This is a genomic window from Alloalcanivorax sp. C16-2, assembly GCF_046507615.1.
In the GTDB taxonomy this organism is placed as follows: domain Bacteria; phylum Pseudomonadota; class Gammaproteobacteria; order Pseudomonadales; family Alcanivoracaceae; genus Alloalcanivorax; species Alloalcanivorax marinus_A.
In genome coordinates this window covers 149,352-166,268 of the sequence record NZ_JBKFTL010000003.1, presented here as the reverse complement: position 1 = coordinate 166,268, position 16,917 = coordinate 149,352, and the positions used below count along the sequence as shown (strand labels likewise).

General features: G+C 66.6%; 16 protein-coding genes. 7 read left to right on the top strand and 9 right to left on the bottom strand.

Annotated elements, in window-relative coordinates; all coding sequences use genetic code 11:
* The first annotated feature begins 17 nt into the window (after positions 1 to 17).
* Positions 18 to 911 carry a carbon-nitrogen hydrolase gene (locus tag ACLD02_RS14395; protein ID WP_203100013.1) on the top strand — a complete coding sequence of 298 codons (894 nt, stop codon included), beginning with the start codon at positions 18 to 20 and terminating at the stop codon, positions 909 to 911.
* A gap of 112 nt (positions 912 to 1,023) precedes the next feature.
* Here the strand turns inward: ACLD02_RS14395 and ACLD02_RS14390 are convergent, their stop codons facing one another.
* From ACLD02_RS14390 to ACLD02_RS14370, 5 genes are all read right to left on the bottom strand, one after another.
* The gene (locus tag ACLD02_RS14390; protein ID WP_203100015.1) at positions 1,024 to 1,983 is read right to left on the bottom strand and encodes a DegV family protein; all 960 of its coding nucleotides are present in this window, start codon (positions 1,981 to 1,983) and stop codon (positions 1,024 to 1,026) included.
* A 194-nt stretch (positions 1,984 to 2,177) separates the two neighbouring features.
* Positions 2,178 to 2,420: a sulfurtransferase TusA gene (gene tusA / locus ACLD02_RS14385; RefSeq protein WP_203100017.1), complete on the bottom strand. Its 243-nt coding sequence runs from the start codon at positions 2,418 to 2,420 to the stop codon at positions 2,178 to 2,180.
* Positions 2,421 to 2,514: 94 nt separating this feature from the next.
* Positions 2,515 to 3,555: a 23S rRNA (cytidine(2498)-2'-O)-methyltransferase RlmM gene (rlmM, locus tag ACLD02_RS14380; RefSeq protein ID WP_410299028.1), complete on the bottom strand. Its 1,041-nt coding sequence runs from the start codon at positions 3,553 to 3,555 to the stop codon at positions 2,515 to 2,517.
* A 61-nt stretch (positions 3,556 to 3,616) separates the two neighbouring features.
* Entirely contained in the window at positions 3,617 to 4,489 is an 873-nt protein-coding gene (gene purU, locus ACLD02_RS14375) for a formyltetrahydrofolate deformylase (RefSeq protein ID WP_203100021.1), read from the bottom strand.
* Positions 4,476 to 5,516: an AraC family transcriptional regulator gene (locus tag ACLD02_RS14370; protein ID WP_203100023.1), complete on the bottom strand. Its 1,041-nt coding sequence runs from the start codon at positions 5,514 to 5,516 to the stop codon at positions 4,476 to 4,478. Before ACLD02_RS14370 ends, purU begins: the two co-directional genes overlap by 14 nt.
* A gap of 177 nt (positions 5,517 to 5,693) precedes the next feature.
* On the opposite strand from ACLD02_RS14370, the gene ACLD02_RS14365 reads away from it, so the two are divergent.
* The 5 genes from ACLD02_RS14365 to ACLD02_RS14345 all read left to right on the top strand — a co-directional run bounded on the left by ACLD02_RS14365 (position 5,694) and on the right by ACLD02_RS14345 (position 11,041).
* Entirely contained in the window at positions 5,694 to 6,356 is a 663-nt protein-coding gene (locus ACLD02_RS14365; protein ID WP_410299027.1) for a TetR/AcrR family transcriptional regulator, read from the top strand.
* Complete coding sequence (locus ACLD02_RS14360; RefSeq protein ID WP_410299026.1) at positions 6,353 to 7,372, top strand: HlyD family secretion protein; 1,020 nt, start codon at positions 6,353 to 6,355, stop codon at positions 7,370 to 7,372. Before ACLD02_RS14365 ends, ACLD02_RS14360 begins: the two co-directional genes overlap by 4 nt.
* On the top strand, positions 7,362 to 8,312 hold the full coding sequence (locus ACLD02_RS14355) for an ABC transporter ATP-binding protein (protein WP_203100029.1): 951 nt from the start codon (positions 7,362 to 7,364) through the stop codon (positions 8,310 to 8,312). Before ACLD02_RS14360 ends, ACLD02_RS14355 begins: the two co-directional genes overlap by 11 nt.
* Positions 8,312 to 9,418: an ABC transporter permease gene (locus ACLD02_RS14350; protein WP_410299025.1), complete on the top strand. Its 1,107-nt coding sequence runs from the start codon at positions 8,312 to 8,314 to the stop codon at positions 9,416 to 9,418. Before ACLD02_RS14355 ends, ACLD02_RS14350 begins: the two co-directional genes overlap by 1 nt.
* Positions 9,419 to 9,505: 87 nt before the next feature.
* A complete protein-coding gene (locus ACLD02_RS14345; RefSeq protein WP_410299024.1) occupies positions 9,506 to 11,041 on the top strand; it encodes a cryptochrome/photolyase family protein in 1,536 nt (511 codons plus the stop codon).
* Positions 11,042 to 11,134: 93 nt separating this feature from the next.
* Here the strand turns inward: ACLD02_RS14345 and ACLD02_RS14340 are convergent, their stop codons facing one another.
* Complete coding sequence (locus ACLD02_RS14340) at positions 11,135 to 11,752, bottom strand: 2-hydroxychromene-2-carboxylate isomerase (RefSeq protein WP_203100033.1); 618 nt, start codon at positions 11,750 to 11,752, stop codon at positions 11,135 to 11,137.
* A gap of 174 nt (positions 11,753 to 11,926) precedes the next feature.
* Between ACLD02_RS14340 and ACLD02_RS14335 the strand changes: the two genes are divergently transcribed.
* Complete coding sequence (locus ACLD02_RS14335; RefSeq protein WP_238400760.1) at positions 11,927 to 13,219, top strand: dicarboxylate/amino acid:cation symporter; 1,293 nt, start codon at positions 11,927 to 11,929, stop codon at positions 13,217 to 13,219.
* Here ACLD02_RS14335 and ACLD02_RS14330 read toward each other — a convergent pair.
* Genes ACLD02_RS14330 through ACLD02_RS14320 form a run of 3 tightly spaced genes read right to left on the bottom strand, consistent with a single transcriptional unit; the run spans position 13,200 to position 16,899 of the window.
* Entirely contained in the window at positions 13,200 to 14,834 is a 1,635-nt protein-coding gene (locus ACLD02_RS14330) for a sigma 54-interacting transcriptional regulator (protein ID WP_410299023.1), read from the bottom strand. The two genes, ACLD02_RS14335 and ACLD02_RS14330, sit on opposite strands and share 20 nt — an antisense overlap.
* Positions 14,834 to 15,655, bottom strand: coding sequence for an ABC transporter permease (locus ACLD02_RS14325; protein WP_203100037.1), 822 nt, complete (start codon positions 15,653 to 15,655; stop codon positions 14,834 to 14,836). Before ACLD02_RS14325 ends, ACLD02_RS14330 begins: the two co-directional genes overlap by 1 nt.
* The gene (locus tag ACLD02_RS14320) at positions 15,652 to 16,899 is read right to left on the bottom strand and encodes an ABC transporter substrate-binding protein (protein ID WP_203100038.1); all 1,248 of its coding nucleotides are present in this window, start codon (positions 16,897 to 16,899) and stop codon (positions 15,652 to 15,654) included. Before ACLD02_RS14320 ends, ACLD02_RS14325 begins: the two co-directional genes overlap by 4 nt.
* Positions 16,900 to 16,917 lie beyond the last annotated feature (18 nt).

Here is a 16,917-nt window from a genome sequence, read left to right as displayed (position 1 = left end):
CCCTGAAAAGGAACACCATGCGCGTCGCCGCCATTCAGCAGCAAAACAGCGCCGACCTGGCGCGCAACCTGGACCGCTCCATGGAGAAGATCCGCGAGGCCGCCGCCGCCGGCGCCGAGCTGGTGATGCTCCAGGAGCTGCACCGCAGTCTGTATTTCTGCCAAACCGAGGATACCTCGGTGTTCGACCTGGCCGAGCCGATCCCCGGCCCCAGCACCGACGCGCTCGGCGCCCTGGCCCGGGAGCTGAACATCGTGATCGTGGCCAGCCTGTTCGAGAAGCGCGCCACCGGCCTGTACCACAACACCGCCGTGGTGCTGGAACGCGATGGCAACCTGGCCGGCCTGTACCGCAAGATGCACATCCCCGATGACCCGGGCTTCTACGAGAAGTTCTACTTCACCCCCGGTGACGCCACCTTCAACACCGGCCAGTCCGGCTTCACACCGATCCGCACCAGCGTCGGCAAGCTGGGGGTGCTGGTGTGCTGGGATCAGTGGTACCCGGAAGCGGCGCGGCTGATGGCCCTGGCCGGCGCCGACCTGCTGCTCTACCCCACCGCCATCGGCTGGGATCGCACCGACGAGCCCGACGAGCAGGCCCGTCAGCTGGACGCCTGGATCACCGTGCAGCGGGCCCACGCGGTGGCCAATGGGCTGCCCGTGGTGGTGGCCAACCGTACCGGCTTCGAACCGGCGCCGGACGGCGACGGTGGCATACAATTCTGGGGTAACAGCTTCATCTGCGGCCCCCAGGGCGAATACCTGGCCCGCGCCGGCGACGACCAGGAGCAGATCCTGATCGCCGACCTGGACCCGGCACGCTCCGAATCCGTGCGCCGCATCTGGCCCTACCTGCGCGACCGCCGCATCGACGCCTATGAGGACCTGACCAAGCGCTTCCGGGACTAAACCCTGAGCGACTGTAGGAGCGACTTCAGTCGCGATCCCCCCGCGATCACCCCACCGCGATCCGGTTTGGCAACCGCCGGGGATCGCGGCTGAAGCCGCTCCTACGCGGGCGCTACTCGAACTGGTCGTTCTCGCTGGCGTAGGCCACGAACAGGCAACCGGCGCCCACGTTGATGGCGCCGGTGGGACTCATGGTGGAAATCAGCAGGCGCACGCCGCGCTCCTCCGCCGCCACCTTCAGCTCCGCGTAGCCCGGCATCGCCGAGACACGGCTCACGTCACCGGCGTAGCTCAGGCACACATGGCGGGAAATCAAATGGCCGCCACGAATGCGCCCGGCCACGTGCTCGAACAGCCGCCGCACGGATTTTTCGTAGCTGCGGTTCACCGCCGCCGGATTCTCCTCGCCGCCATGAATGCGGATGATCGGATGCATGGACAACGCCGACCCCACGCTCAGCGCCAGCCCGCGCATGGAATCCGAGAGCCGCTTGCGCTCGCCCTTCTTGAAACCCCGGTCGCGCACATAGCCCAGGTCCGCCGGCACCATGTAGCCGCAAACGTGGGGAACCATCTCATCGATATTGAGGCGAATGGCGTTGCGATTGGCACCGCCGCGAATCAGCTCCACCGCTTCGCAGACCAGTACCGCGGTACCGGAAAAAAGGGTCTTGCTGTCGATCACCCGCATGGAGAACGGGCCTGACACGCCGGCATCGGCGCGCACCTTCTGGTACTCCTTGAGGATCGAGAAGGACGCCTGGGTGGCGTTGTCGAAAATCTGGCTGCGCTTGCCGGACACCGTGATGCAGAACACCAGGTCGTAATCCAGCACCAGTTCCTCAAGGAACACGGCGCGAATCTGATCCGCCGAATAAGGAATGGATTCCGCGTCGCGGCCCTTGGCGTCGAGCTGGTCACGGTAGAAACGCGCGGTGGCGTCCGGGTCCCGCTTGTCCACCAGCAGGTCTTCACCGAGACGGACGGAAATAGGCAGGATGCGAAGATTGTGTTCGCGGAAATATTGTTCCGGCAAATCGCAGGTCGAGTCGACGACGATACCGATACGCATGGTGGTTCCCCCAAATTGTGCTTGTTGTTATGGCGCGGCGGCTGGCCTCAAAAACTAGCACGCCGGTACGGCAACAACCACACCCCGATACCGTGGCATTGACCGTCGGTATCGACATTAGGGGAAAAAAGGTCAGCGGCAATTGGCGCCAGCTTTGCCCGGCCGGGTCGCCGGAGCAAGCGGTCCGGCGCCGCTCAGGCCGGTTTCTTCTCGATCCAGTAAAGGTACAGCTCGCCGTCCTGGCGCCACTCCAGCAGGCGGTGACCGAGAAACTGGCAGAACTTGGGAATATCGCGCTCGGTGGAGGGGTCCGTGGCGCGCACCTCCAGCACCTCACCGGGCGCCATGTCGCGGACCTTGCCGTGCAGCAGCATGACCGGTTCCGGGCACAGCAGGCCGGTGGCGTCGAGGTGGTGTTGCGGCTGAATGTCAGTCATGGGGTATCGGCATTTCGGAGGGTGCGAAAAAAGGGCGGCCATTATAACCGGCCCGCCAAGGGCGGCGGCAAGCGATCACCGCCCACCGCGCCGGTCACGGCGCCCGGGTATCCACCCAGACGGTGATTTCCTCGCGGTCATGGTAAAGATGGGAAGCCTGGATCAGCGCCCCCACCTGGCGGCGTTCCAGGCCATCGGCAAGGCGCTCCAGCAGCGCCCGGCTTTCCCGGTAACGGCGCGCCATGGGCAGCTTGAGGTTGAACAGCGCCGCCCGCGCCCAGCCCTGCTCCAGCCATTTCTGCATCAGCGCCAGAGTTCGCGCCGGCTTGTCCACCACATCGCAGACCACCAGATCCACCGGCCGCTCCGGGCGCCAGGTAAAGGCATCGCCGGACACGTGACGCACCGGGTACTCGTCCAGCAAACGGGCATCCAGGCGCCCATGATCAACGCCGGTGACCTTGAGCCCCAGGCGTGCCAGCTGCCAGCTCCAGCCGCCCGGGGCGGCGCCCAGATCCACGGCGGTGTGCAGGCCCGGCGGCTTGCCCCGGCCCAGGAAGCGCAGCATCGCCTCCTCCAGTTTCAGCGCTGAACGGCTGGGCGCCTCCGGCGCCAGCCGCAGCCGCGTGACGCCGCCTTCCGGCAGCGGCACCTCGATCGGGCTGACGCCCACCCGGCCAGTGCGGGAATCCTCGAAGAAAAGATGCAGGCGGCGATCGGCCCGGTCGCGCAACAGACCGGCCTTGCGCAGGCGCGGTTCCAGGGCCTTACGGAAGCCGCGCAGAAAGCGCGCCAGCTCCCGGCCATCGTTGGTGTCGGGGTGCTCCAGATAGAGCTCGGCGAACGGCCCCTGCAGTGCCAGCTCCGGCCACAGGGCGCCGATGCGATCGTGCTCCGGCAGGTCCTCGAACGTCGCCGTGAGCGGGTAGAACGAGCGACCGAAGATCAGCCCGGTGTGCAGCAGAGCATCCGGGTCCCCCTGCAGGTTGTTCCACAGCACATAGCCGCTGCCGTCGGTGGCCTGGGGGTACCCGGAGGCCCCCAGTTCGGCGCAGCGGTCGGTGAGTTCCCCGGCCAGGTCCGATTCGAACCCGGGCCGGCACAGCGCCAGGAACACTTCCTCGCTGGATGACATGATGACTCCATACAGGGCCCCATCGCGGCTGAAGCCGCTCCTACGAAAACGTGGGGGGCGGCTACTTAACAAACACCACGGTCTTGTTGCCGTCGACGATGATGCGGTCCTCCAGGTGCCAGCGCACCGCGCGCAGCATCACCTGACGTTCCACATCCTGGCCCAGACCGCGCAGCTCGGCGGCGGAATGCCGGTGCGAAACGCGCTGCACGTTCTGCTCGATGATCGGCCCCTGGTCCAGGTCCTCGGTGACGTAGTGGCTGGTGGCGCCGATCAGTTTGACGCCCCGGTCCCAGGCCTGCTGGTAGGGATTGGCGCCGACGAAGGCGGGCAGGAACGAATGGTGGATATTGATGATGCGGTGCGGATGCCGGGACACGAATTCCGGGCTCAGGATCTGCATGTAGCGCGCCAGCACGATCACGTCCGCCTGGCCTTCCAGCAACTCCAGGGCCCGCGCCTCCGCCTCCGCCTTGTTGTCCTTGTTGACCGGGATATGGTGGTAGGGAATGCCGAAGCGTTCCACCTCGTCGCGCAGGTCGTCGTGGTTGCTGATCACCATCGGGATGGTGGCCGGCAGGTCGCCCCGGGATACCCGCCAAAGCAGGTCCATGAGCACATGGTCGTGGCGCGACACCAGGATCGCCATGCGCTTCTTGGCGCCGGGATGGCTGATGTGCCACTGCATGCCATAGCGCGCCGCCACCCGGTTGCGGAAGTTGTTTTCCAGGGCCTCGTGGCTGCAATCCAGATCCGGAGTCTGAAATTCCAGACGCAGGAAGAAAGTGCCATCCTGCTGGTCGCTGGAATGCTGGTCGAAATCGGTGATGTTGGCGCCGTGGTTGTACAGGAACGTGGATACGGCACTGATGATGCCCGGCTGGTCCGGGCAGGTAACGAGCAGGCGCGCGGTGGCGTCGTCAGCGGCGGTCATTGAGGTCTCCGTGGAAATCGCCGAAATGTTGTCGCCGGTAGGCGGACGGGGTCTGGTTGGTCCATTTCTTGAACGCCCGGTGGAAGGAGCTGGCCTCGCTGAAGCCCATCAACAGGGCGATCTCGTCGATGCTCAGCTCCGGCTTGGACAGGTAGTACACCGAGGCGTCCTTGCGGATCGAATCCTTGATCTCCTGATAACTGGTGTTGCCCTCCTTGAGACGGCGGCGCAGGGTTTGCGGGGTCATGTCCAGTTTCTCGCAGATTTCGCCGAAATCCGGAAAGTGGTTGCCGTACTCAGTGGAGATGATGGCGCGAATCCGCGCCGGCAGGCCCACGTTGTGCACCGTGCCGTCGAACAGTTGCGCCAGGGATGCGCGCAGGAACTTGGACAGTGACAACTCGTTCTGCACCAGGGGCAGGTCCAGGTAGTGGGCGGGAAACAGCACCTGGTTGCAATCACTGTCGTGGTAGGTGGGGCAATCGAACATAAAACGGTATTCATCGTCCTCGCGCAGGGGCTCGTAATCCAGGTAAACCGCTTCCGGCACCACCGGCTTGCCCACCAGCCAGCCCATGAAACGCAACGACAGGAACAGCATCGTCTCGATGATCACATCACGGAAATCCAGGCGGGGATCGACCCGGGTGATCAGCCGCGCGGTATCACCGTCGCGCACCAACTCACTGTTCATGCTGAGATTGAACAACTGGTAGAAGCGAATACCCCGGTCCACCGCCGCTTCCAGGTTGGGACAGTTGATCACCGCATGGGCCATCATGGAAAAAGTGCCCGGCTTGGATTTGCGGCCCTGGCCGAAGCCCAGGAACTCGTCCTGGGTCTGCTCCATCACCCGGAGCATCAATTTGATGAAGGTATCGCGCTCGATGCGCGCTTCCGGATCCTCCAGTACCCGCCGTTCGATGCCGCAGTCATCCAGCAGGGCGGGAATGCTCACCCCGCCACGGGCGGCGCCCTGCAGCACCTTCACCACGCGGCGCACATTGATGGTTCTTTTCTGAATCATTGGCCGTCCTGAAGCGTCTTCGTTCCCCGGGGAACCCTGCCCGAAGCGGGCAAGCGCCCCATGATAATGAAACTGACGCCGAATGGCATGGCCGGCACCCTCGTTGGCCGCCGCCGGCCCACGGCGCGGGCGCCGATTCCCCTTTTAATTAAATTAAATATTAATTAAATTAGCGCCATGAAAAAGCCCCCTGCCGCCAAAACGCCGCGACGGCGCGGCCGCCCCAGCGACGAAACCGGCAACCTGCGCGACCGGCTGCTGGACAGTGCCGTGCGCCTGTTCGGCGAGCATGGCGTGGCCGGTACGCCCCTGAACCGCATCGCCCGGGAGGCCGGCGCCACGCCCGCGCTGATGCACTACTACTTCGGCAACAAGGAACGCCTGCTGGAGGCGATCGTCGAGGAGCGCATCCTGACCCTGATGGCGCCGGCCATCACCCTGGTGCTGAACGCCCCGCCGTCGCGACCGGCACGGGCGGTGATCGTCGAGCTGACCCGCCACCTGATCGTCACCGTGGACGCGGCGCCCTGGCTGCCGCCTCTGTGGATCAAGGAAATCATCTCCCGGGAGGGCCAGCTCCGCCCCCTGCTGATGCAACGCGACGCGCCCCGGCTGTTCCGCCAGCTCGGCGAACTGGTGGCCCGGGGTCAGGCGGAAGGTGACCTCAATCCGGATCTCGAGCCGCGCCTGTTTCCCATTTCCCTGATCGGCCTGACCATGTTCACCCTGGCCTCCCGACCGATCTGGTCACGGCTGCCTGATTACGGCGACATCCGCACCGAGGATCTGATCAACCATGTGCTGGCCCTGCTCGACCGGGGCCTGGGGGGACCACCATGAAAACCACTGGCGCCGTTCTGTTCGCCAAGACGGCCATTCGATTTGCCGCCGTGGCCATTCGATTTGTCGCCGTGGCACTGTCCCTGGCCCTGTTGAGCGCCTGCGACGCCGAACCGGAGACGCTGCCTGGCACCCTGGAATGGGACCGGGTCGATATCCTCGCGGAAGCCTCGGAACCGGTGGTGGAGTTGTCGGTTCGGGAGGGCGAGCGGGTCGAGGCGGGGCAATTATTACTGCGCCTGGACCCGCGCCGAACCCAGGCACGGCTGGACGAAGCGCGGGCCACCCTGCGCCAGCAACAGGCCCGCCTGGAAGAGCTGCGCCACGGCGCCCGGCCGGAAACCGTGGATGCCGCCCGGGCGGAACTGGCCCAGGCGGAAAGCGACCGCGACACCGCCCGCACCGCCCTGCGCCGGGCCCGCTCCCTGCAAGAACGGGGCGCGCTCGCCCAAGCCGGCCTGGACGATGCCCGCAACGCCTTCGACACCGCCGAGGCCCGGGTCAACGCCCAGAAGGCCCGCCTCACCGAGTTGCTGCACGGCACCCGCCCGGAGCAACTTGAACAGGCGGAAGCGGCGGTGGACAGCGCCACCGCCCGGGTGGTGGGCCTGGCCATCAGTCGCCAGCGGCTGGACGTGATCGCGCCGGCGCCGGGCCGGGTGGACGCCCTGCCCCATCGCCTCGGCGATCAGCCCACCACCGGCGCCACCCTGGTCACCTTGCTGGCCGGCGCGGCACCTTATGCGCGGGTGTTCATCTCCGAGCCACGACGGGCTTCGATCCATCCCGGGGACCGCTACCGGGTGCGCGTCGACGGCGTCGACACGCCGTTCGACGCCGTCGTGCGCAGTGTGCGCAGCGAGCCTGCCTTTACCCCCTACTACGCACTCACCGGCGACGACGCCAACCGGCTCTCCTATCAGGCGGAGCTGGTATTGCAGGGCGAGGCGGCGCGGCAACTGCCCGCCGGGCTGCCCTGCCAGGCCTGGCCGGCGGAAGACGGTGATGAGCGATAACCCGGGCAGCCCCGCGATCCAAACCCGGGGCCTGACCCGTCGGTTCGGCGACCTGGTGGCCGTGGACCACCTGGACCTGTCGGTGCCGCGCGGCCAGGTGTACGGTTTCCTCGGCCCCAACGGCTGTGGCAAATCCACCACCATCCGCATGCTGTGCGGTCTGTTGCTGCCCAGCGACGGCGACATCCGGGTGCTCGATCTGGACATCCCCCGCCAGGCCGAGACACTCAAGCAGCACATCGGCTACATGACCCAGAGCTTTTCCCTGTACCGGGATCTGAGCGTACGCGAAAACCTGGAATTCGTGGCGCGACTGTTCGGGCTGTCCCGGGCACGCCGGCGCCAGCGGCTCGACGAGCTGTTCCAGACCTACCGCCTGGAAGCCCTCAGCGAGCAACTGGCGGGCACCCTGAGCGGCGGCCAGCGCCAGCGGCTGGCGCTGGCCGCCGCCGTGCTCAACGAACCGGAACTGCTGTTTCTCGACGAGCCCACCAGCGCGGTGGACCCGCAATCCCGACGTGATTTCTGGGACGTGCTGTTCGGCCTCGCGGACAGCGGCACCACCCTGCTGGTGTCCACCCATTACATGGACGAGGCGGAACGCTGCCACCGGCTGGCCATCCTGCAGCAGGGCGAGCTCGTGGCGGAGGGCAGCCCGGACCAGCTCAAGCAACGGATGGAGGCGGTCTCCCTGCTGGTGGAAACCGACCGCCCGCGCCGCGCCCAGCATGCCCTGGACGGCCTGGAAGGAGTGCGCTCCTGCGCCCAGATCGGCGCCACCCTGCGGGTACTGGTGGACGACGAGGCCGCCCTCGCGCCGGTGCGCCAGCGGGTACGCACGGTGGACCCGGACGCCGGGGTGAACGTCACCGACGTTAACCTGGAAGACGTGTTCGTGGCCGCCACCCTGGCCCGCGCCCGGCACGGGGAGGCGCAGTGATGATCGGATTCAGCCCCCGGCGCCTGTGGGCGGTGGTCACCAAGGAACTGCGCCAACTGAAACGGGACCGGCTCACCTATGCCATGATCGTGGGCATCCCGATCATGCAGCTGCTGCTGTTCGGCTACGCCATCAACATGGACGTGCGCCACCTGCCCGCCGCCGTGGTCGACCAGGCGCACAGCAGCCGCAGCCGCCAGGTCATCGATGAACTGCATCAGGCGCGGGTGTTCGATTTCCTGCACGCTCCAACCACCGCCGACCAGGCCCAGCGCCTGCTGCGCGCCGGCGACATCAAGGTGATCCTGGTGGTGCCAGCGGATTTCGAGCACCGTCTGACCACCGACCAGCCGCCGTTGCAGCTGATCGTGGATGGCTCCGACCAGGTGGTGCAGCAGGCCGCCCGCCAGCTCAGCCAGTTCCCGGTGCGCGCCTATCTGAACGGGCAATCACTGAGCCCGCCAGCGGCGCAGGTGGCGGTGGTCGCTTACTACAATCCGGACCGCGAGGCCCCGCTGAACACCGTGCCCGGCCTGATCGGCGTGATTCTGACCATGACCATGGTGATGTTCACCGCCATTGCCCTGGTGCGCGAACGGGAGCACGGCAATCAGGAGTTCCTGATCACCACACCGTTGTCATCTGCGGAACTGACCCTGGGCAAGGTGCTGCCGTTCATCGCCATCGGCCTGATCCAGACCAGCCTGGTGCTACTGCTCGGCAAGCTGATCTTCCAGGTACCGGTGCGCGGCCCGCTGCTGGACCTGTACCTGGCGGCGCTGGTGTTCATCGTCGCCAGCCTGGCGTTGGGCATCCTGATCTCCACCGTGGTGCGCAGCCAGTTCCAGGCCATGCAGGCGGCGATCTTCACCTTCCTGCCACAAATTCTGTTGTCCGGCTTCATGTTCCCGTTCGAGGGCATGCCAAGGCCGGCGCAATGGTTCGCCGAGATTCTGCCGCTCACCCACTTCGTGCGGCTCAGCCGTGGCATCATGCTGCGCGGTGCCGACCTGTCATCGCTGTGGCCGGAACTGCTGGCGCTGACGGTGTTCTCGGTGGTGGCGCTGGGCGTGGCCATTCTGCGCGTCAACAAGCGGCTCGACTGATACCGACCGGCGGCGGCTTGACTCGCCGTTGATGGCCACCGGCTATGCTGGGGCTTCCACCAGCGCGATGCACCATTTGGAAGTCCCATGCCCCGACCCCGCTTGATTCTGATTCTCGGCGACCAGCTCAGCCCCGGCCTGAGCAGCCTGGCCGAGGGCAACCCGGCCCGCGACCGCATTGTCATGGCGGAGGTGCGCGAGGAAGCCGGCTATGTGCCCCACCACCGCAAGAAGCTGGTGTTCCTGTTCAGCGCCATGCGCCACTTCGCCGCGCGCCTGCGCCGCCAGGGCTGGACGGTGGATTACCACGGGCTGGACCAGGGGCTGGGTGACCTGTGTGACGCGGTACTGAAAAGCGCCCGGGAGTTCGACGCCGGCGAATTGCTGGTCACCGAACCCGGCGAATACCGCCTGCGCGAGGCCATGAAACGGCACTGGCCGCAACGGCTGAGCCTGTCGGTACGGCTGTTGGAAGACCGCCGTTTTCTGTGCCGCGCCGAGACGTTCCGCGATTGGGCCGCCGGCCGCAAGCAGTTGCGCATGGAGTTTTTCTACCGGGAAATGCGCCGCCATACCGGCCTGCTGATGGAGCCGGACGGTGAGCCGGTGGGCGGTCGTTGGAATTTCGACGCCGACAATCGCAAGCGCTACGACGGCAAGCTGCGGCTTCCGGGGCCAGCACGCTTCGAACCGGACGCCACCACCCGTCAGGTGATCGACCTGGTGGCCGAACACTACCCGGACCGCTTCGGCGATCTGGAGCCGTTCTGGTTCGCGGTCACCGAAACCCAGGCCGAGGAAGCCCTGGCCCATTTTCTGGAGCAGGCCCTGCCCCACTTCGGCGACTACCAGGACGCCATGACCGAGGGCGACGACTTCCTTTTTCACAGCCTGCTGAGCCCGTACCTCAACGCCGGCCTGCTCGACCCGCTCAAGGTCTGCGAGGCGGCGGAACGCTGCTACCGGGAGGGGCGCGCGCCGCTCAACGCGGTGGAGGGCTTTATTCGCCAGATTCTCGGCTGGCGCGAATACGTGCGTGGCATCTACTGGCTGCTGATGCCGGACTACAAGGAAGAGAACCGGCTCGCCAGCCACGCCGACCTGCCCTGGTTCTACTGGAGCGGCGAGACCAAAATGCGTTGCGTGGCGGAGGCGGTGCGCGCCACCCGGGAGCACGCCTATGCCCATCATATTCAGCGGCTCATGGTCACCGGCAACCTGGCGCTGCTGCTGGGCGTGGAGGTAAAGCAGATCCATGAGTGGTATCTGGCGGTGTACGTGGACGCCTATGAATGGGTGGAACTGCCCAATACCCTGGGCATGGTGATGCACGCCGACGGCGGCTACCTGGGCTCCAAACCCTATGCGGCCAGCGGCAAGTACATCCAGCGCATGTCCGATTACTGCGGCGCCTGCCGGTACAAGGTGAGCAGCGCCGAGGAGGACAACAGCTGCCCCTTCAACAGCCTCTACTGGCACTTTATTCAGCGCCACCGGGGGCGGTTCGGAAAGCACCCGCGCATGGGCATGGTGTACAAGGCCTGGGAGCGCATGGCGCCGGCCAGGCGCCGGGCCATTCTCCAGCGCGCCGAGGCGCTGCTCGACGACATCGAAAACCTGTAGTTCCACCCACGCTTTGGTGGGGTTTTCCATTCGGGCCGCGTCTCGGAAAGGGGCCCACACCGAGACGCTTCGAGGTAGCGTCCCGCGCGGCTCCTACGGAGGCGACCGGCGGTCCAGGGTGGGGCTGGTCCAGGCGCGCTCGAGGGCCGAGGCAAGGCGCTCGTTGCCCCAGAACAATTCGCCGCCGACCACGAAGGACGGCGCACCGAAGATGTCCAGGTCCCGGGCCCGATTGACGTCGGCGCGCAGTCGCTGGCCACCGCCCTCGGCCAGGGCCCGCTCCAGGGGAGCGTCGTCCAGGCCGGCGGCACGCAGGCAGGCCGATACCACCGTCGGCGTGGCCGGGTCGCGACGCTCGGCGAAGCCGGCCCGGAACAAGGCCCGGCAGTATGCGGGCAGGCGCTCGTCCGGCTCGATCCAGGTGGCGGTCTTGGTGGCCAGGGCACTGTTGAACGGGAACCGGGTGGGCCTTTGCCAGGGCACTCCCAACCGGCGGGTCTCGCGCTGCAGATCGCGCCACAGGTAGCGGCCCTTGGCGGGGAACAGATTGAACGGCGAATCGGTCCAGCCCTGTTCCTGGAAGATCGGTCCCAGCACGAAGGGCTTCCAGCGTACCATCACGCCGGCGTCGGCGGCGGCGGGCTCGATCGTCTCCGCCGCCAGGTAGGCGTACGGGCTGGCGAAATCAAACCAGAATTCCAATTCGGCCATGGCTGTTTTCCGGTGAGTCCCCAAAAAAACGCAGTTTAGGCGCAAAAGGCGGGGCGCTTCACCCTCCCGTTGCTCATTTCGCCGTGCGTCGCCCATGGCGTCTTGCCAGCCGGCGGGAAGACGCTATCGTTAGACGCATCCCAGCCGTCCGTGATTCAGCACCGAGGAGCGCCGTTGCGTCAGTCTCTTTCCATTCGTGAAGTAAGTGCCCTGATCCGCACCCGTCTGTGGTTGCAGATCGTGATCGCCATGGTGCTGGGCGTGGCCCTGGGCCTGCCGCTGTCGCCGGAAAGCGGCGGCCCGCTGGCGCTGGACGGCGCCACCGCCGCCGCCCTGGGTGAGTGGCTGACACTGCCCGGCGCGCTGTTCCTGAACATGATTCAGATGGTGGTGATTCCGCTGGTGGCCACCTCCATCATTCTCGGCCTGACCAGCGCCGGCGACGCCGACTTTCTGCGCCGGGCGGCGGTGCGCATCGTGCCCTACTTCGTGGCCACCACCACGGTGGCGGTGCTCATCGGCCTGACCCTGGCGTTATGGCTGCGGCCCGGCGACTACGTGCAGCAGGACCTGCTCAACCTGCCTCCCAGCCAGGCGTCCCTGGACATCGCCGGGGCCGCCCCGGATACCGGTGCCAGCCTGGCGGACACCATTGCCAATCTGATCCCGGCCAGCATCTCGGCGGCCAGCCTGCACAACAACATGCTGCAGATCGTGGTCGCCTCGATCTTCGCCGGCGCCGCCATCGCCGCCCTCGGCCGGCTGCGCACCCGCACCCTGACGCGACTGCTGGAATCGGTGCAGCAGGTATCGTTGAAGATCGTCGGCTGGGCCATGTTCCTGGCGCCGGCGGCGGTATTCGGGCTGATCGCCGACTTCGTGATCCGCGCCGGCGCCACCGCCCTGGCCGGCATGTCGGCGTATATTTTCACCGTGCTGGCCGGTCTGGCGGTGCTGCTGGCGTTCTATCTGCTGCTGGTGGCGGTGTTGGGGCGAACCTCGCCGCTGCATTTTCTCAAGCAGGTGGGCGGTGCTCAGTTGCTGGCGTTTTCCACCTCCAGTTCGGCGGCCACCATGCCGCTATCGCTGAAAACCGCCGAGGACAAGCTGGGTGTGAAACCGCAGGTGGCCGGCGTCATCATTCCGCTGGGCGCCACCGTGAACATGGACGGCACCGCCCTCTATCAGGTGGTGGCTGCGGTGTTCATCGCGCAGATGTTCGGCGTGCAGTTGGAACCGGCCACCCTGGCGCTGCTGATCATCACCGTGGTGGGCGCGTCCATCGGCAGCCCCAGTACCCCCGGGGTGGGTATCGTCATCCTCGCCACCCTGCTCGGCGGGCTGGGCATTCCCGCCGAGGGGGTGGCAATCCTGTTGGGCGTGGACCGGCTGCTGGACATGAGCCGCACGGCGCTCAACGTCACCGGCGACCTGACCGCCTGCCTGATTATGAATCGCTGGCTTTAGACAGGCCCAGTTTATCCAGGTGATAGCGGTACTGGCGCGGCGTCATGCCCAGCGCCCGAGCCGCCCTCGCCTTGTTGCCACCGGCCTCCTCCAGGGCGCCCAGCAACATGTCGCCGTCCTGTTCGCGCACCCGGCGGTAGGGCCGCGCCGCCGGCAACGGGGGCGGCGTGATGGTCGCTGGCGGTGTCGTCGCCGTGGCCCGCGGGCCGTCGGCCAGCGGTGCCGGCACGCTTTGTCCGATGCTCGATTCCTGGGCCAGAATCGCCTCCACGTCGGCGGCGGACACCTGGTCGCTGCGCGCCATCAGCACCGCGCGGCGCAGAATGTTTTCCAACTGACGGATGTTGCCGGGCCAGGCGTAGCTTTCCAGCCGCTCCAGCACACCTTCGCCGAGCACCACATTACGGCGGTACTCCCGGTTGGTGCGGTACAGGAAGTGCCGGGTAAGCAAACGCACGTCGCCCCGGCGCTCGCGCAAGGGCGGCAGATGCAGCGGGAATACATTGAGACGGTAATACAGATCCAGCCGGAAACGGCCCTCGTTCACCGCCTGCTGCAGGTTCTTATGAGTGGCGGCGAGAATGCGCACCGTGACCGGAATATCACGATTGCCGCCGACCCGCTGGATCACCCGCTTTTCCAGCACCCGCAGCAGCTTGGTCTGCAGGTCCGGGCTCATGTCACCGATTTCGTCCAGGAACAGGGTGCCGCCGTCGGCCATTTCGATCTTGCCCTTCTTGGCGGCGTTGGCGCCGGTGAAGGCGCCGCGCTCGTGGCCAAACAGTTCCGATTCCAGCAGTTGCTCGGGGATAGCGGCACAGTTGATGGCCAGGAAAGGACCGTCGCGGCGACCGCTCTGGTCATGCAGCAGTTCGGCGAAACGCTCCTTGCCGGTGCCGGACTCGCCGGTGATCAGCACCGTCACTTCGGTGTCCGCCACCTTGAGGGCGTTGTGCAGGGCGACGCGCAACGGCTCGCTTTCGCCGAGAATGCCGTGGGCCGGCTGGGCGCTGCTAAGGGCGTCCTTGAGCTGGCGGTTCTCGTCGCGCAGGTGGGCGGTGCGCTCCTCCAGCAAGGCATTGAACTTGAGAATCTGGACGATGAACACGGCGATGGTCTGCAGGGTGCCCAGGTCGCGATCGATCTTGCGTGGCCGCTGCCGCAAGCGGTGCGCCGCCAGCACCCCCATGGGCACGCCACCGTCCATCAGCGGCACGGCGATGTAGGCGACGATTTCATCGGGCAGCGTGCGGCGGCGCACGGCGCGACCCAGGAACAGAGGCTCCTGATCAATGTCCTGCACCACCGCCACCTGACCGGTGCGCATCACGCGACCGGCCACCCCCTCGCCGGCGCGATACTGACCACGCTCGCGCTCCTCGTCGGTGAGGCCGTAGGCGTAGCGAATCGTCAGGCCCGGATCGTGGATGCGTGGCAGCATCACCCGGGCGCGGTTGAGGCCCAGCATCTGCGACAGCAGCCGCAGGATGCCACTGATCGCCAGTTCCGGCGATTCGGCGCGACCGATCAGCCGTGCCGCTTCGCGCAGCACGGTGAGATCCACGTCCTCGTCGCCGGCGGCCCCGTCCGGGGCCGGCAGCCCGCCGTCGAGCATCAGCCCTCCAGTTGCCAGTTGAAACGCCGCATCAACATCACGCAGACGCTGTCCAGGGCGTAGCCGATCACGCCGATCACCAGCACCACCGCGGTCAGCGCCGCGTAGTCCAGGGTGTCACGGGCGTCGTTGATGGCGTAGCCCAGGCCGCTGGTGACGCCCAGGTATTCCGCCGGCACCAGCACCACCCAGGCCACGCCCACCGCCAGGCGGATACCGGCCATCATGTCCATCATCACCGCCGGCAGGATCACCCGGCGCAGCATCTGCAGGCTGTCGGCGCCCAGGTTGCGGGCCACCTTGAACCAGCCCGGGTCGATGCGCTTGACGCCGTGGGCGGTGGAAAACACGATCGGCCACAGCGCCGCCATCAGGATCAGGAATACGATGGCGCCGTCCCAGCTGTCGAAGATCAGCACCGCCAGGGGCATCCAGGCCAGCGGGCTGATCATGCGCAGAAACTGGAACGGCAGGTTGGCCATGCGCATGGCCAGGGAGAAATAGCCGATCAGGATGCCCAGGGGAATGCCAATCAGCGCGCCCCAGAACAACCCGGCGCCAATGCGATAAAGGCTGGCGCCGATGGCGTCCCACAGCGCCGTCTCGCCGAGCATCCGCCACAGGGCGGCGAAGGTGGGCCCGGGGGCGAAGTTGGCGAACATCATCGTTTCCGGGTTGCTGGCCAGGTAGAGCCCACCCAGCCACCAGACGAACAGCATCACGGCGATGCCGCCCAACGGCCAGGCCAGCGGCGCCACCCGGCGCCACAGCGCCGGCCAGGCCGGTGCCGCGGGGCGGGCCCGGGAAGCGAGGGTATTCATACGCGGATCACCTCTTCCCGGACAAAGGGGTCGTCGTCGTCCTTCTTGCCGGCGGGGAAGGCGATCAGCGACTTGCGCACGAAACGGTCATCGACCAGATCGCCGGCCACGAACTCCGGGTCCAGGGACTGCAGAAAACCGGTGTCGCCGCTGACCAGGGTGTCCTTCATCTGCTCGACGATGAAGCGGGTGGCGGACGGGTACGGCCAGGAGTGGAAATCCACCCGGCCAGTGTGCCATTCCGGGTGGCGGATGGCGTCCGGGTGCTCATAGTCAGCCGGGTTGTAGTGGGTCATGGCGCGCTCCACCACGTTGGCCGGCATCGGCAGGTAACCCTCGCCATCCCGGGACAACAGCCGGGCCACCTCGGCCTTGTTTTGCTGGGCGTCGTTCTGGGCGCGCACCAGGGCGTTCATCACCTTCTGGGTCCACACCGGCTTGGCGTTGACCTGGTTCTCGTTCATGCACACCACGCAACAGGGGTGGTTCTTCCACATGTCACCGGTGAAGCGCAGCACCTTGCCGCCGGCCAGCAGTTCGCCGGCGGCGTTGAAGGGCTCGGCGACGATGTAGCCATCGATCTTGCGCGCCGCCAGGGCGGCGGGCATGTCCGGCGGCGGCATGATCTGCAGGTTCACTTCCTTGGGCCCGAGCGGCTCGCCCTGCCCCTTGATCACCGGGGTCAGGCCGGCCTGGCGCAGGCCCATCTGCAGCACCACATTGTGCATGGAGTACCAGTACGGCACGGCGATCTGGGTGCCGCCCAGGTCGGCGAACTCCTCGGCGTCGGTATGGCGGCCCACCACGATGGCGGAACCGTTCACATGGGCCCAGGACATCACCTTGACCGGGAAATCGTTGCTGTAACGCATCCAGATCGGGATCGGCTTGAGGAAATGCACCAGGTTGAACTTGCCACTGGCGAAGCCTTCCACCAACGGCGACCAGCCGCGAATCAGGGTGGGCCGTTCCGCCTTCACGCCCTCTTCCTCGAAATAGCCGCGGGCATGGGCCACCAGCAGCACCGCCGCGTCGACGATGGGGATATAGCCGATGCGCAGCACCGGGTCCTGTTCCTCGGCGAACGCCTGCCGGCTCAGCCCCAGGCCACCGGCGGTGAACATGCCGGCACTGGTGGCGGCGACGATGTCGCGCATGAAATCACGCCGGCTCAGCCCGGTGTCGCAGGACTCGCAGGTGGGCAGGACCTGATCGTCGTCGTGGTGGTGGGATGAATCACTCATGAATCGCTCTCCTCGGGA